General features: G+C 34.7%; 11 protein-coding genes. 3 read left to right on the top strand and 8 right to left on the bottom strand.

The genetic code is table 11. The features are described from left to right. The first annotated feature begins 62 nt into the window (after positions 1 to 62). The gene (locus tag CLV55_RS09110; RefSeq protein WP_245902701.1) at positions 63 to 1,370 is read left to right on the top strand and encodes a pyridoxal-dependent decarboxylase; all 1,308 of its coding nucleotides are present in this window, start codon (positions 63 to 65) and stop codon (positions 1,368 to 1,370) included. Beyond that, the gene (locus CLV55_RS09105; RefSeq protein ID WP_112113484.1) at positions 1,363 to 1,938 is read left to right on the top strand and encodes a 5-formyltetrahydrofolate cyclo-ligase; all 576 of its coding nucleotides are present in this window, start codon (positions 1,363 to 1,365) and stop codon (positions 1,936 to 1,938) included. The genes CLV55_RS09110 and CLV55_RS09105 overlap by 8 nt, the downstream gene beginning before the upstream one ends. Here CLV55_RS09105 and CLV55_RS09100 read toward each other — a convergent pair. The 7 genes from CLV55_RS09100 to gdhA all read right to left on the bottom strand — a co-directional run bounded on the left by CLV55_RS09100 (position 1,935) and on the right by gdhA (position 12,193). Then, positions 1,935 to 2,537: a lipoprotein signal peptidase gene (locus CLV55_RS09100; RefSeq protein WP_112113483.1), complete on the bottom strand. Its 603-nt coding sequence runs from the start codon at positions 2,535 to 2,537 to the stop codon at positions 1,935 to 1,937. The two genes, CLV55_RS09105 and CLV55_RS09100, sit on opposite strands and share 4 nt — an antisense overlap. 117 nt (positions 2,538 to 2,654) lie before the next feature. After that, entirely contained in the window at positions 2,655 to 3,035 is a 381-nt protein-coding gene (locus CLV55_RS09095; RefSeq protein ID WP_112113481.1) for a TraR/DksA family transcriptional regulator, read from the bottom strand. A gap of 6 nt (positions 3,036 to 3,041) precedes the next feature. Then, complete coding sequence (gene ileS / locus CLV55_RS09090) at positions 3,042 to 6,455, bottom strand: isoleucine--tRNA ligase (RefSeq protein WP_112113480.1); 3,414 nt, start codon at positions 6,453 to 6,455, stop codon at positions 3,042 to 3,044. Between the two features lie 177 nt (positions 6,456 to 6,632). Further along, a complete protein-coding gene (recO, locus tag CLV55_RS09085; protein ID WP_112113478.1) occupies positions 6,633 to 7,346 on the bottom strand; it encodes a DNA repair protein RecO in 714 nt (237 codons plus the stop codon). 9 nt (positions 7,347 to 7,355) lie between these two features. Further along, entirely contained in the window at positions 7,356 to 8,381 is a 1,026-nt protein-coding gene (locus CLV55_RS09080; RefSeq protein ID WP_245902705.1) for an acyltransferase family protein, read from the bottom strand. A 29-nt stretch (positions 8,382 to 8,410) separates the two neighbouring features. Continuing rightward, the gene (gene porZ / locus CLV55_RS09075) at positions 8,411 to 10,723 is read right to left on the bottom strand and encodes a type IX secretion system anionic LPS delivery protein PorZ (protein ID WP_112113475.1); all 2,313 of its coding nucleotides are present in this window, start codon (positions 10,721 to 10,723) and stop codon (positions 8,411 to 8,413) included. 126 nt (positions 10,724 to 10,849) lie between these two features. Further along, positions 10,850 to 12,193 (bottom strand): NADP-specific glutamate dehydrogenase, encoded by a 1,344-nt coding sequence (gdhA, locus tag CLV55_RS09070; RefSeq protein ID WP_112113474.1) that lies wholly within the window; start codon positions 12,191 to 12,193, stop codon positions 10,850 to 10,852. Positions 12,194 to 12,432: 239 nt separating this feature from the next. On the opposite strand from gdhA, the gene CLV55_RS09065 reads away from it, so the two are divergent. After that, positions 12,433 to 13,227 (top strand): THC0290_0291 family protein, encoded by a 795-nt coding sequence (locus tag CLV55_RS09065; protein ID WP_112113472.1) that lies wholly within the window; start codon positions 12,433 to 12,435, stop codon positions 13,225 to 13,227. Positions 13,228 to 13,355: 128 nt separating this feature from the next. Here the strand turns inward: CLV55_RS09065 and CLV55_RS09060 are convergent, their stop codons facing one another. Continuing rightward, positions 13,356 to 14,714 (bottom strand): alpha-amylase family glycosyl hydrolase, encoded by a 1,359-nt coding sequence (locus CLV55_RS09060; RefSeq protein WP_112113470.1) that lies wholly within the window; start codon positions 14,712 to 14,714, stop codon positions 13,356 to 13,358. Between the last annotated feature and the right edge of the window lie 128 nt (positions 14,715 to 14,842).

Genomic DNA, 14,842 nt, shown 5'->3' with positions numbered 1-14,842 from the left:
ATATTTTGTAAATTATCTTCAAACAAATTTACTTTTATTTTTAAAGAAAACAAACTCAAAAAATGAGAATTATAACTAACAATTATCATGTTTTAAATAAGTTGGTTACAGTAGTTTTGGCAAAAATTTTAGGTATGATTTATTGGAAAAAACTCTCAAAAGAAGCGCGAAAAAGAAAAGTTCAAGAAGCCTTGCACGATAATGTGAATTTTGCCAAAGACACGTCTCTTGGATATCCTGCCTCTAAATTGGATGAAAAAGTGTTTTACGATGCCGATTTTTTAAAAGAAGCTCCTGTTTTGCAAACTTTTGTTTCCAATCCCAATCATATAGGATGCCATACTTTAGGGGACTCAGAAAGTGCATTTAAAGGCACGCATGAATTAGAAAAAGAAGTTTTGAATGTTCTTGCTGTAGATGTTTTCAAAGCAAAACCCAATGAATTTGATGGTTATATCTCACCTGGAGGAACGGAGGCTAATATTCAAGCGATTTGGATGTACCGAAATTATTTCATGTATAATAAAGGAGCAATATTAGATGAAATCGTTATTGTTGCTTCAGAAGACACGCATTATTCAATTCCGAAAGGGGCAAATCTTTTACAATTGGATTGGTTGAAAATTCCGGTTTCGTTTGAAAATAGAGTGATTGACAAAATAGCTTTAGAAGAAATCATAGCCAAAGCAAAAAACAACGGCAAAAAATATTTCATAGTGGTTTCCAATATGGGAACTACCATGTTTGGTTCGGTTGACAATCCAGAAGATTATATTACTGTTCTAGAAAAATACAATTTAGATTTTAAACTACATATTGATGGGGCTTATGGCGGATTTGTATATCCGTTTAGCAATGAAAATTCTACTATAAATTTCAGTAATCCAAAGATTAGTTCGATTACAATTGATGCCCATAAAATGCTTCAAGCGCCTTACGGGACAGGAATTTTTATTTGCCGAAAAGGATTAATAGAAAATGTATTAACCAAAGAAGCACAATATGTAGAGGGTATGGATTTAACCCTTTGTGGCAGTCGTTCGGGAGCCAATGCCATTGCAGTTTGGATGATATTAGTGACGTATGGTCCGCATAAATGGTTTGAAAAAGTGAGTGTGTTGCAAATGCGAACACAATATTTGTGCAAAGAATTAGATCAATTGGGAATCAAGTATTTTCGGGAACCTTTTATGAATATTGTTACCATTCATGGAGAATTTGTGCCAAAAGAACTCGCTGAAAAATACCACTTAGTACCCGAAACGCATAATTATGAAAATAAATGGTATAAAATTGTACTTATGAATCATGTAGAAGTCCAACATTTGAGTATTTTTATCGACGAATTGAAGTCGTTTGTTTATGCGTAAAAAAGAGTTGAGAATCAAATATAAAGATTTAAGAAATGGTTTAACTCCTGAAATTCTTGAAGAACAAAGTCTGGCACTTGCAAATCAATTGATACAACTGCATGTTTGGGATAAAACCTATTATCACTTGTACTTAACCATTGAAGAACAAAAAGAAGTGAATACGGAGTTTATTCTTCAAATATTAGCGGGAAAAGACAAAGAGATAATAGTTTCTAAGTGTGATTTTTCAACTTTAGCAATGACACATTATCTTCTAACAGACAATACGAAATTTAGAAAAAACAAGTATAATATCCCTGAACCTGTAGACGGATTGGAAGTTCCTACGGCTAAAATAGAAGTAGTATTTGTGCCATTATTGGCTTATGATGTCAAAGGAAACCGAGTAGGGTATGGAAAGGGGTTTTATGATGTTTTTTTAAAACAATGTGCACCAAACACGTTGAAAATTGGCTTATCTTTTTTTGAGCCTGAACGCTATATTGAAGACATTCAAGCGACTGATATTCCTCTAGATTTTGTGATTACGCCTAATAAAATATACTCGTTTAGTGCAAATAATTAGTAGGAGTGTCCAAAGGCCTTTTTATTGAAGAAAATTAAAATTCCCACTCCTGTAGAAATAGCAAAATCTGCCACATTAAAAATAGCATTAAAAAAAGTGATTTGTTTTCCACCAAGGAATGGAACCCAATTAGGCATCATATAATCTTCAATAAATGGAAAATAAAACATGTCTACAACTTTGCCGTGAAACCAAGTTCCATAATGGTTTTCTGGGAAAAATGTTGCTAAATGATTGAGGCTGTTGTCAAACATTACACCATATAAGACCGAATCTATAATGTTTCCGAGTGCCCCAGCAAAAATAAAACAAATCGCTACCAATAAATAGTTAGATTTTCTTTTTTTAGTAGAATCAACCAACCAATAACCGATCACGCCCACTGCGATAATTCGGAATAACGTGAGGAATAACTTTCCATAAGCACCAGGAATAACGGTGCCCCATGCCATGCCTTCATTTTCAATAAATACCAATCGAAACCACTTGAAAACAGGAATAGTTTCGTTTAAAATAAAATTCGATTTCACATAAATTTTTGAACATTGGTCTATTAATAATATCAAAAAGATGATCAGTATCGAATTTTTAAGTTTCATGGGTTATCAATTTTCAGGTGCAAAAGTAGTTAAATTATAAAAAATCAAAAATTCCAAATCCCAAAAAAATAGTAATGATCCGGGATTTGGAATTTAGGCGTTTGTTTTTTTATGTTGTTATCGTTGTAAATTTTTGGCTTCAATACTCATGGTGGCATGAGGTACAATTTTTAAACGCTCTTTGCCGATTAATTTTCCTGTGACTTTACATACCCCATAGGTTTTGTTTTCCACACGGAAAAGCGCATTTTTCAAGTCGCGAATAAATTTTTCTTGTCTAATGGCTAACTGTGAATTGGCTTCCTTACTCATGGTTTCGCTGCCTTCTTCAAAAGCTTTGAAAGTAGGTGAGGTATCATCGGTACCATTATTCAAATCATTCATATAAGCACTTTTGATTAATTCTAAATCTTGTTGCGCTTTCTCAATCTTAGCGAGAATAATTTCTTTGAACTCGGCCAAGTCGGCATCTGAGTATCTCAATTTTTCTTCTACCATCTTTTTCTATTTTGAGATTAATATTTTTGTTTTTATGTCATCAAATTCAATGTCTATTCCTTCATTTATTTTGTCTGAAAAATCTAACGTTTCTGTCAACGTTTCAGATGTAATGTATTCTAAGTTATGCTGTACAGCCAATTCTAAAATACCATCGCGTTGTAATACAATATTTATTTTATCAGTCACTTCAAATCCAGAATCTTTTCTAATATTTTGAATTCTGTTAACCAATTCTCGAGCCATTCCTTCTTGTCTTAATTCCTCAGAAATGGTGATGTCTAAGGCAACCGTAATTCCGTTTGCATTGGCCACTAACCAGCCAGGGATATCTTGAGAAGTGATTTCAACATCTTCGGTGGTTAAAGTAATACTTTTTTCTGAAACAACAAGTGTTAGGGTTCCTTGTGAGTCGATTTTATTAATTTGTTCTTGAGTAAAAGATTGTATTTCTTTGGAAATCAAACCCATATCTTTTCCAAAACGAGGCCCCAACGCTTTAAAATTAGGCTTAATTTGCTTCACTAAAACTCCTGAGGCATCGTCCAAAAGTTGGATTTCTTTTACATTTACTTCAGCTTTTATGAGGTCAGAAACCGCTTCAATTTCGGCACGTTGATTCTTATCAAGTATAGGAATCATAACCTTTTGCAACGGTTGACGCACTTTGATCATTTCTTTTTTACGAAGCGATAAAACCAAAGAAGAAACCGTTTGTGCTTTCAACATTTTGCTCTCTAACGATTTATCAACAAAGTTTTCAACTGAAACCGGGAAATCAGCCAAGTGAACACTAGCAAAATGCTCGCTTTCGGTTGCTTGGACTAAATCGCGGTACAATTGATCCATAAAAAAGGGCGCTATAGGTGCTGAAAGTTTCGCTATATTTAGCAAACACGTATACAATGTTTGATAAGCAGCAATTTTATCGGTTCCATATTCGCCTTTCCAGAAGCGTCTTCTGCACAAACGAACATACCAGTTACTCAAATTCTCCTGAACAAAATCGGAAATCGCTCTAGCGGCTTTGGTTGGCTCATAATCAGCATAAGACTCATCAACAATCTTTATTAGGGTATGCAATTCTGATAAAATCCAACGGTCAATTTCAGGTCTTTCGTGCAACGGAATTTCTGCTTCGGCATATTTGAATCCATCGATATTGGCATACAAACTAAAGAAGGAATAGGTATTGTATAAGGTTCCGAAAAATTTTCTACGAACTTCAGCCACACCTTCAATGTCAAATTTTAAGTTGTCCCATGGGTTGGCATTCGAAATCATATACCAACGCGTCGCATCGGGACCATATTCTGCCAAAGTAATAAATGGGTCAACGGCATTGCCTAATCGTTTGGACATTTTTTGTCCGTTTTTGTCCAAAACCAAACCATTTGACACTACATTTTTATAGGCGATTTTGTCAAAGACTAAGGTTCCGATAGCGTGTAAGGTATAAAACCAACCTCGAGTTTGGTCGACACCTTCCGCAATGAAATCGGCTGGAAACGCCTTATTTTCGTCTATCAGCTCTTTGTTTTCAAAAGGATAATGCCACTGTGCATAAGGCATGGCACCCGAGTCGAACCACACGTCAATTAAATCCGTTTCGCGTTTCATAGGTTTGCCAGAAGCGGAAACTAAAACGATGTTATCTACGATATTTTTGTGTAAATCTACTAAGTCATAATTCGGTTCATCCATATTCCCGATTTGGAAACCTTGATAAGGATTTTCCGTCATAAAACCAGTAGCAATCGCTTTTTCAATCTCTTGGTACAATTCTTCAACTGAACCTATACAGATTTCTTCCGTTTTATCTTCCGTTCTCCAAATAGGTAATGGAATACCCCAATAACGAGAGCGCGACAAGTTCCAATCGTTGGCATTTTTTAGCCAATTTCCGAAACGACCTTCTCCGGTGGCTTTGGGCTTCCAGTTGATGGTATCGTTCAAATCGAACATTCGGTCTTTGATTTCGGTTACTTTAATGAACCAAGAATCTAAGGGATAGTATAAAATGGGTTTGTCAGTGCGCCAACAGTGTGGGTAACTGTGTACGTATTTTTCAACCTTAAAGGCTTTATTTTCTTCTTTTAAACGAATGGCGATTTCAACATCTGCCGATTTTTCGGGAGCTTCGCCCTCATTATAATATTCGTTTTTCACATATTTTCCAGCGTATTCTCCCATTTGAGCTACAAATCTTCCTTGTAAATCAACTAGAGGTACGGGATTTCCATTTTCGTCTAAAATCAACATGGGTGGTACTTCTGGGGTGGCTTCTTTAGCAACTTTAGCATCATCAGCACCAAAAGTCGGAGCCGTGTGTACAATTCCCGTTCCATCTTCTGTCGTCACGAAATCACCCGAAATCACCCGAAAGGCATTTTCAGGATTTTGATAGGGTAAAACAAAAGGCAACAGTTGTTCGTAGCGAATTCCAACTAAATCGGAACCTTTGAATTCAGATAAAATTTTCCAAGATAAATTTTTACCTTTTAAGGTTTCCGAAATTTTTCCAGAATTTGAAAATTTCCCTACATGAACTTCTTTATCTTCATTATAAAAATACTTATTAAAAAGATCTTTTGCTAAAACAACATTGATTTTTGTGTCAGTGTATATGTTTCCTGTTTCAACTAAAACATAGCTAATCTTCGGTCCTACCGTTAAGGCAGTATTACTTGGCAACGTCCAAGGTGTTGTGGTCCAAGCTAAGAAATGAACCGTTCCAAAACCTTGTAAAAAACTAGGAAGTGTTTCATCTTTCGCCTTAAATTGAGCCACAATAGTCGTGTCTGTAACATCACGGTAACTTCCGGGTTGATTTACTTCGTGTGAGGATAAACCTGTTCCTGCTTTGGGTGAATAGGGTTGTATGGTGTAGCCTTTATACAATAACTCTTTGTTATAAATCTGTTTGAGCAACCACCAAACCGATTCCATATATTTGGATTTGTACGTCACATACGGATCTTCCATATCGACCCAATACCCCATTTTTTCTGTCAAATCATTCCACACGTCAGTATAACGCATTACGGTTCTTTTACACGCTTCGTTGTATTCCGTAACCGAAATGGTTTTCCCGATATCTTCTTTAGTGATGCCGAGTTCTTTTTCGGTACCTAATTCTACTGGTAAACCATGGGTATCCCAACCGGCTTTACGCTTTACTTGGTAGCCTTTTTGAGTTTTGTAACGACAAAAAATATCTTTGATCGCACGAGCCATCACGTGGTGAATGCCAGGGAGTCCGTTTGCCGATGGTGGTCCTTCAAAAAACACATAAGGCGTAGCTCCTTCACGAGACGTTACCGATTGTTCAAAAATGTGGTTTTCTTTCCAAAATTTCAGAACTTCAGAAGCCACCGTAGGCAAGTCAAGTCCTTTGTATTCAGTAAATTTTGTGCTCATTTTGTCGTATACTTAAATCAGTTTGCGAAAGTAATAAATAGTTTTCAGTTTTCAGTTTTCAGTTTTCAGTTTTTGTGATACACTACTGAAGAAAACGGATTTTTATGATATTGAGAAAAAAGAAGCACGAAAAATAGAATAACTATAAATTTTAATAGGTGTTTTTGTCAAGCACAATCAAGAAAAAACTTCCTTTAAAACGTCTAAAGATTTTGGTTTTTGGAATCCTTCCAGATGCAAGGTGTAATAGTGTAATAGCAGGTTTAGTACTTGATGGCGTTCAACCCCAGTAAACGTTTTTTGAGGGGAGTCAAATTTTAAAGCAATTAGCTTTTTAAGTAATGTAGTTTCGGATTCTGAAAAGGTATGTTGATTTGCATGAGAGGTAAACACCCCTTCTTTTACATCAAAAAAGCAAGCATCTATTTGGGAATCCTCGGGATAAAATCCCAAAAATTTTGTGAGTTGCAATAGTGTGATGAGGTGAAAATTAAAGGCTTCATCATGAGAATCGAGCCACAATAAGGCCGTCTCAAAAAAAGTAAAAAGATCTTGATTTTTTTCCTCTTCATGAATGCTGTGTGCTATAATCTCAGAAAGAAAAAGAACAATGGTGCTTTTGGTAATATCGGTATGTATAGAGTAGTAGGGAGTGGCTAATTTTATTTCTTTGAAGTATTCTAACGTTCCTTTGTTTTTATGATTCGCTTCAAGTTCTAGTAGTGTAAGAGGCTGAAAATAGGCTTTTTTTTGTTGGTTTTTTTTCCCTGAAAAAGCGTTAGGAACGAAATAACTTTTAATTCCGTCTGTAGCTGTGAAGCATTTTACGATTAAACTCTTTTCTTGATATTTTTGAGAAGATAGTACTAATGCTTTTGTTTTGACTAACATAAAAAAAAATTAAGTTGAAATAGCTTTAACAGCTATTTTATAGCGGTCTAAAAATCTTTTTTCGACAACAAACCAAGAAAAAACAGCGGCAACAAAAAGCACAAAAAGCAGAACAATAGCTACAAAGTAAGGATTGTGTTTTTCAAATAAATTGTACTGTCTAAAAAGTTGAATCAGCGGAAAATGGAAAATATAAATGCCATAAGTAAAATCACCATATTTCCCAAAAGCATTGAAAAATGGCAAACTATATGCCGATACAATCACGATAATTCCGAAAGCCGCAGGATAAAAAAAATCAATTTTTATTTGCGAAAAAAATGAAACTAAAAATAATGCTGTAGCAACCAAAAAAAATCGCAGTTTGTAATGTTGTAACCTATCAAAATTTAGAAACAAAAAGATTCCTACTACAAAATAGCACAAATACCCTGGCAGCTGTTTGGCCAATAGGGGTTTTTGCAAATAGGAATCCATAAGATACCAATACAGTAAAGAACCTATATAAATTAAAAAAAGCACTAAAGTTGCTCTTTTTAATTTAGTAATACTATAAAAAATAAAAGGGAGTATCAGGTAAAAACCTTCTTCAACTTTTATGGTCCAAAGCGCCCCATTAACAGCACACATCAAATTATTTTCAAAAAGACCTGGTAAACAAGGGTGAACAAAATTTAAAAAAATAAGATTCCAACCCAAATAACTATAAGTATTAGAAGTGGTAAAATAATCAAAAACTGTATGGTTACTAAAGAAAGAAAGCCCAACAACGGAAATCAGTACCACAAAAATATAGGCTGGTAAAATGCGCTTTGCTCTTTTAAGAAAATAAAATTTTAAAGAAGGCGTGGTAATATAGCTTTTAGCAACTAAAAAACCGCTTATTACAAAAAAACCTTTAACAGCTATTCCTGAATCAGAAATATAAGATAAAAAAAACAAACTTTTACTTTGTGATAGCTGCCAAAGATGCGATAAGACTATGTTAATAGCGAAAAAAAACCTAAGAAAATCGAAACAATTATTGGAATTCATTTTTACTAGATTCATGTTTTGTAGTTTTTTTATCGAATAATCATCACTTTTTTAACGGTAGTTTCCACCCCATCTTGACCAGAAATTAGAATGACATAAACTCCAGTAGCGACTTTGTATTGTCCAAATGCTGTGGTGTCCCATTCTATTGTTCCCCCTTCTGAAGTGGTTTCATAAACCAAGTTTCCTTCAACATCGGTGATTTTGACTACAGCTTTATTGGTGAGATTGGATATTTTCACTGTTCCTTCATATTCTGGGCGCACCGGATTCGGATAGACATACACACTCGTGAGATCCCCGCTCGCTTGTGTAGCCATCCCTTTAAAAGAAACGAGTCCTTTATCGGTTGCAAAAAACACTTCCCCAGTTACTGGGTCAATTTCGATATCATTCACATTATTGTCGGGTAAAGGAGAATTTTCCTTAGTGAAATGATAAATGGTTTCTTGCCCATTTGAGGACACCAAATAAACCCCCGATTGAGCTATAGCGACCCATTTTCTATTCGCACCATCGACAGCAATATCAATAATAAACTGATCATAAAATAATTCTTGCGCCAAGTCATTTTCTAAAATAATGATGGCTTTACTTTGAATATCCGTATCTGTTATAAAAGAGTCTACAGAAGGGACAATTCGTAGACCACTAATGGTTCCGATCCACAATTGATTTTTGGTATCTACCGCTACGCATCGTACGTCATTATTTGGTAAATTCCCAGAGGTTCCTGTTTTTATAGCAATGATTTTGTTGTTATAATTTTCATTAAATCCAACCACTCCATTGCGATCTTGCGTCAACCATTTGGTTCCATTTTTATCAATCACAAAGGGACCGTAACTCGTGTCTTTTAAGTCTTGTGCAGATTCGGCTGATGTAAAATCATAGGATTGCCATTGCCCGTTACTTTTTAATACTTTTAAGGGTTTGGTGACCATATTGTTGGTCATCCATAGATTCCCATTTTTGTCGAAAACCGGTCCATTAACACGAATGTCGATATAACTTGGATTGGGCGGAGTTAGTGTTAGGGATTGCAATCCATCAGTTCCAGTATTTGTAGTATTATATAAAGTGGTAGCCTGTTCATTTTCAAATTTAAGAAGGCCAGAAAAATATGAACTCACGTAGAAGTTTTTATCATTTTGTGGGCTAAACGCAATGCCAGCAAAAGTTTTAGCACCCATGAGATTGGCATAGGGGATAAAGGTCCATCCATTTGAAGCTGAAAATTTACTAATAGGATATTCCATTAAACCAGGGTTGTACGGATTGTAATAAATGTCATAGCCTCCATAAATTGCCCAAAGGGCACTACTGGATTTTTTTACCCTAAAAATTTTATTCATCAAGGGGCCGTTTGGTAATAAGAAATCGTAATTGGTAGGCGATGAAAAAGGAAGGGTAAGGACACCTTGTTCATTGGTTCCAATGTAAAGAATATTGTTTTTTACAGTAGCACAGGTAAAGGTTACATAAGGCGTAATTTGACTGTTATAAACTTGAAGTACCGTTTGCCAAGTAGAGCTGAAAACTTTTACTTCGGTGGCTGTTGTGACTAGAACATAATCTGCTGTGGCATGAAGGTTAATAATGGTTGAGAAAAATGTTGCAAATGGTGAAAAGGAGGTTCCGTTATACTGATACACTTTTTTGTCGGTATTTGTGGCAACCAATTGATTTTGAAGTGTGGTTATGCCAATCCATGACCCAGAGGAAATCGTTTGCCATTGATTAAAATCGATTATATTTGGATTTGATAAAGAGACTTTTTTAATGCCACTCCCTGCTACGGCTGCGTATAGTTCATCATTTTTAACGGTTGTCTGGTATACTGCGCTTTGAGTCCCACCAGTCCCTATATAATAAGTGTCGCCAAATTCAAATGTGGCTAAATCAAAAACCGAGATACCATAATCACAAGAAAGATACAATTTGTTGTTGTACTCCATAAAGTGATTGATTTTTTTTAGTAAGGACGAAACGGGGACTTCATCAACAATTCCTTTTTTATATAAAATAGAACCATCTTGATTGACTACAAGGAGAAGTCCGTTTTTATTTCCAATAAAAGTTTTATTTACACTATCACTATGATAGAGGCATGTAATGGTTTCGGCTTCTAGTCCGTCAATAGAAGAAGTGGTTTTAAGATCATTTGAGACCAAATCTTTTGAAAAAAAAGTATTCTCACAAGAGGCATAAATTTTCTGAGAGGATTCGGAAAGCGCTGTGATTTGGTTGTATGAAAAATAGCCACGCCACAACGAATTGCTTTGAGAAAAGCCACCAAAAAAGTGAAATAAAATTACTAAAAAAATACTTTTTTTCAACATAGAAACTAGTGCTAATGAACGACAAATATACTATAAAACGTAATTTATTGTGATTTCATATAAAAAGCAAAAAAACCTTCTTTCTTAAAATGAAAGAAGGTTTCGATATCAAATTTAAAATTATTGTTACACAATTCCTTGCGCTAGCATAGCATCGGCAACTTTAACAAATCCAGCAATGTTTGCTCCTTTTACGTAGTCAACATAACCGTTTCCGTCTGAACCATATTTTACACAAGCTTGGTGAATGTTTGACATAATTCCTTTAAGTCTTTCGTCTACTTCTTCAGAAGTCCAACTTAAACGTAAAGAATTTTGAGACATTTCAAGTCCTGATGTAGCAACACCTCCAGCATTGGAAGCTTTTCCAGGAGCAAATAAGATTTTTGCTTTTTGGAACACTTCAACAGCTTCTGGGGTTGAAGGCATGTTAGCTCCTTCTGCCACACAGATGCAACCATTGGCAACCAGCATTTTAGCTTCATCTTCGTTCAACTCATTTTGAGTGGCACAAGGTAAAGCGACATCACATTTTACTTCCCATGGTCGTTTTCCAGCTACAAATTTAGCGTTAGGATATTTTGTTAAATAATCTGAAATTCTTCCGTAGTTTACGTTTTTAATTACCATAACATACGCTAATTTTTCAGCATCAATTCCGTCAGCATCATAAATATACCCTGATGAGTCTGATAAAGTAACCACTTTACCACCCAATTGTGTTGCTTTTTCACAAGCATATTGCGCTACGTTTCCAGAACCAGAAACTACTACTGTTTTACCAGAAAAGCTATCGCCTTTTGTGCCTAACATACTTTGAGCAAAGTATACATCGCCATATCCAGTTGCTTCAGGACGGATTAAAGAACCTCCAAATGAAATTCCTTTTCCTGTAAGTACACCTGTAAATTCGTTACGTAATCTTTTGTATTGTCCAAACATGTAGCCTACTTCTCTTCCTCCAACACCTATATCTCCTGCAGGAACGTCAGTGTCAGCACCGATATGTTTAGATAATTCTGTCATAAAAGCTTGACAGAACTTCATGATTTCATTGTCGGATTTTCCTTTTGGATCGAAATCAGAACCTCCTTTTCCACCACCCATAGGCAATGTAGTCAAACTATTTTTGAACGTTTGTTCGAACGCTAAAAATTTAAGAATACTTAAATTTACCGTTGGATGGAAACGAATACCCCCTTTATATGGGCCAATAGCCGAGTTCATTTGAATTCTGTATCCTCTATTTACTTGAGTATTACCAGCGTCATCAACCCATACTACACGGAACATGATTACTCGTTCTGGTTCTACCATTCGTTCCAAAAGCATTTTGTTTTGGTATTTTCTATTTTCTTCGATAAAAGGAATTACAGTTTCTGCAACTTCCTTAACTGCTTGCATAAACTCTGGCTCGTTGCCGTTTCTTTTTGCAACTAAGTCAATAAATGCATTGATACTTTGTGACATAAATTTATTCTATTAATGTTTAAGAAAACGATTTCGTTATTTTGGACAAATATACGTTTTATTAAAATAATGGCATAATTTTTTTCTTTTTCTTGTTTTTTTTGATGGTAGAATTGATTTTAAAAATCCATTTTTGATTATTTTTCTAGTTTTTATTACTTAGGTCAAAAAGTATTTATTTATTTATTTTATAAGTGAATGATGTTTTTATATATTTGTCCAGAATTGAATTAATTTGTATGAAAACAATCAAATATTTTATTTTTTCATTTATACTCTTGCTAGGAATAAAGAACACTGCTTTGGCTCAGTATGGTTTTTCCCATGAAATAGGTGCTTTTGTTGGTCCAACTTTTTTTCAATCGGATTATGGGCAAAGAAATAACTTGGCAGCTACAACAGGAAATATTGGGTATGGTATTGGTCTTATTCATTATCTTAACTTTTCATACAGAGCTGATTGTAGTTGTTATACACCAGAAACGTATTTTAATGATCATTTTAAGTTAAGAACGGAATTATCTTACACAAAAAGTAATTTTAAACATTATGGCGATTGGGTAGATCCTAGTAAAACATCATTAACAGCTGAGCAATTACGTGCCATGCATGGAAGTACTGAGCTTACAGACATTGGTATGCAATTAGAATTTTTTCCGAAAAGTATTAGAGATTTTACAGTTTCTGTCGGAAGTTTTGCCCCTTTTATTGCTTTAGGAGGTCATTTTAGCTTTTTCAAACCGAATGCCTATTCTGATATGGGACCAGGTTTGGGAAAAACCACAACAGTTACTCCAGATAAATATATAGGAGCTGTTAAAATTAATAGTCAAGCTACTTGGTCTATAGTAACGAGTATAGGAACGCGTTATAAATTATCGCCTTTATCTGATTTAATGTTGGAAATGCGTTTTCAATATTATTTTTCAGACTGGGTAGATGGTTTGCGTCCAAATCCAGAAGTATATACTGAAAATAAAGCTAATGACTGGAATGTGTGGTTAAATTTTGGATATATTTATTATATTCAATAAAAGAAATATTTACATAAATAGTAAGCCATTTCCGTTCGAAATGGCTTTTTCTGTGAGTTCTCCTTAAGAATCTAGTAATTTTGACAGGGTAATAGAATACCATTACATTTCAAAAAGAATGTTTTATATTATTTTTTTAAGATTAGATATTGAAAAGGACTAATTGAAAAAGTATTACTTAATGAAATACTTCCGCCTGTTAGTGCATTGGTCCAGGCTCCTTGAAGTGAACTTGGAACTGAGTAAGATAATGTTGTATTACGTGTATTAACTAAAACTGCTATTGTTTGATTAGAGGTGCTTTTAGTAAATACCACGATATTATTATCGTTAAATGTATTTAATGTTCCTGTTCGTGCAGTAGAAGAACTGTTGTAAAAATTCAAAAGGGTTGTATAGCTATTCAACATGTCATTATTTGCTGTCCAATCAATAGTGTTAGTCCCATTGTAGGTTGACGTATTGGCCACACCAACTTCTTGACCGCTGTAAAATAAAGGAACACCTTGAAGATAAATGGCTACTACCGATGCTGCTAAGGCGCCATTCTTTCCTCCATAAAGACTGATAGGAGTTGCATTATTGGACTCATCATGATTTGTAGTGAATCGTAATTTTCTTTTATCTGATGGGACTCCAGAATATTCTGATGTATTCGTAGAAAAATATGAGCTTGCATAGGCTTGAGTAGTTCCAAAAATATTTTTTTCAGTGTTTAGAAAATCCCAAGCAAAATTCATTTGAAATCCTGCTGAAAAATGATCTATCCGATTTCCCTCTGCGAGTAATAGTAATTTTTTATTTGGAATCGCAAATAAAGCTACGTTTGCTTGTACCCAAAAATCAAACGGAACATAATCGGCTGCATCGCAACGAAATCCGTCAATATTAGCATTAATAACCCAATATTTCATAGCATCAATCATGGCTAATCGCATAGAAGAATTGGAATAATCCAAATCGGCAACATCATTCCATGAAGTCCCAGCTGGACTAATAATTTGTCCGTTAGAATTGTGAGTATACCATTCGGGATGTGCATAAATCCAAGCGTTGTCCCACGAAGTGTGATTCGCAACCCAATCCAATAGTACTGCAATACCTCTTTGATGTGCCTCGGTAACAAGCGTTTTTAAGTTGTCTAAAGTGCCTAAACTACTTCTAACCGAAGTATAATCCTTTACACAATAGTAGGATCCAAATGAATTTACACTCCCAATTGGATAAATTGGCATAATCCAAATTGTGTTTATTCCTAGAGTTTTAAGATTATCCAAACGATTGATGATTCCTTGAAGGTTTTTAGAAGTACTGAAGGCAACAGGATTTACCTCATACATGACTACATCAGCAGTAGCAGGAGGAACAAACCCATCAGGATTTATTATTGGAGAATCATTGCTAATTCCGTTATCACTTTTACTACAAGATTGCATGAGAAAAAGAAATATAAAGAGTAAAGAAATCTGTTTGATAGTGTTTTTCATTTTTTAAGGAAGGGAATTAGTTGGAAGTTTTCAGGTTATTATTCCGAAAATATAAGTTAGTTATGTGCTCTTATTAAAAGGTAGTAAATATAATGATTTGTATAAAACATATAAAAAAAGGGCGCAAT

The organism is Flavobacterium aciduliphilum, from assembly GCF_003268855.1.
GTDB lineage: Bacteria > Bacteroidota > Bacteroidia > Flavobacteriales > Flavobacteriaceae > Flavobacterium > Flavobacterium aciduliphilum.
The sequence above is the reverse complement of the archived record's forward strand: the minus strand, read 5'-3'. Positions and strand labels throughout refer to the sequence as shown.

Bases quoted from the DNA above. Each gene is read 5' to 3' on its own strand.
- CLV55_RS09110 (WP_245902701.1), top strand. From the start codon at position 63: ATGAGAATTATAACTAACAATTATCATGTTTTAAATAAGTTGGTTACA.
- CLV55_RS09105 (WP_112113484.1), top strand. From the start codon at position 1,363: ATGCGTAAAAAAGAGTTGAGAATCAAATATAAAGATTTAAGAAATGGT.
- CLV55_RS09100 (WP_112113483.1), bottom strand. From the start codon at position 2,537: ATGAAACTTAAAAATTCGATACTGATCATCTTTTTGATATTATTAATA.
- CLV55_RS09095 (WP_112113481.1), bottom strand. From the start codon at position 3,035: ATGGTAGAAGAAAAATTGAGATACTCAGATGCCGACTTGGCCGAGTTC.
- ileS (WP_112113480.1), bottom strand. From the start codon at position 6,455: ATGAGCACAAAATTTACTGAATACAAAGGACTTGACTTGCCTACGGTG.
- recO (WP_112113478.1), bottom strand. From the start codon at position 7,346: ATGTTAGTCAAAACAAAAGCATTAGTACTATCTTCTCAAAAATATCAA.
- CLV55_RS09080 (WP_245902705.1), bottom strand. From the start codon at position 8,381: ATGAATTCCAATAATTGTTTCGATTTTCTTAGGTTTTTTTTCGCTATT.
- porZ (WP_112113475.1), bottom strand. From the start codon at position 10,723: ATGTTGAAAAAAAGTATTTTTTTAGTAATTTTATTTCACTTTTTTGGT.
- gdhA (WP_112113474.1), bottom strand. From the start codon at position 12,193: ATGTCACAAAGTATCAATGCATTTATTGACTTAGTTGCAAAAAGAAAC.
- CLV55_RS09065 (WP_112113472.1), top strand. From the start codon at position 12,433: ATGAAAACAATCAAATATTTTATTTTTTCATTTATACTCTTGCTAGGA.
- CLV55_RS09060 (WP_112113470.1), bottom strand. From the start codon at position 14,714: ATGAAAAACACTATCAAACAGATTTCTTTACTCTTTATATTTCTTTTT.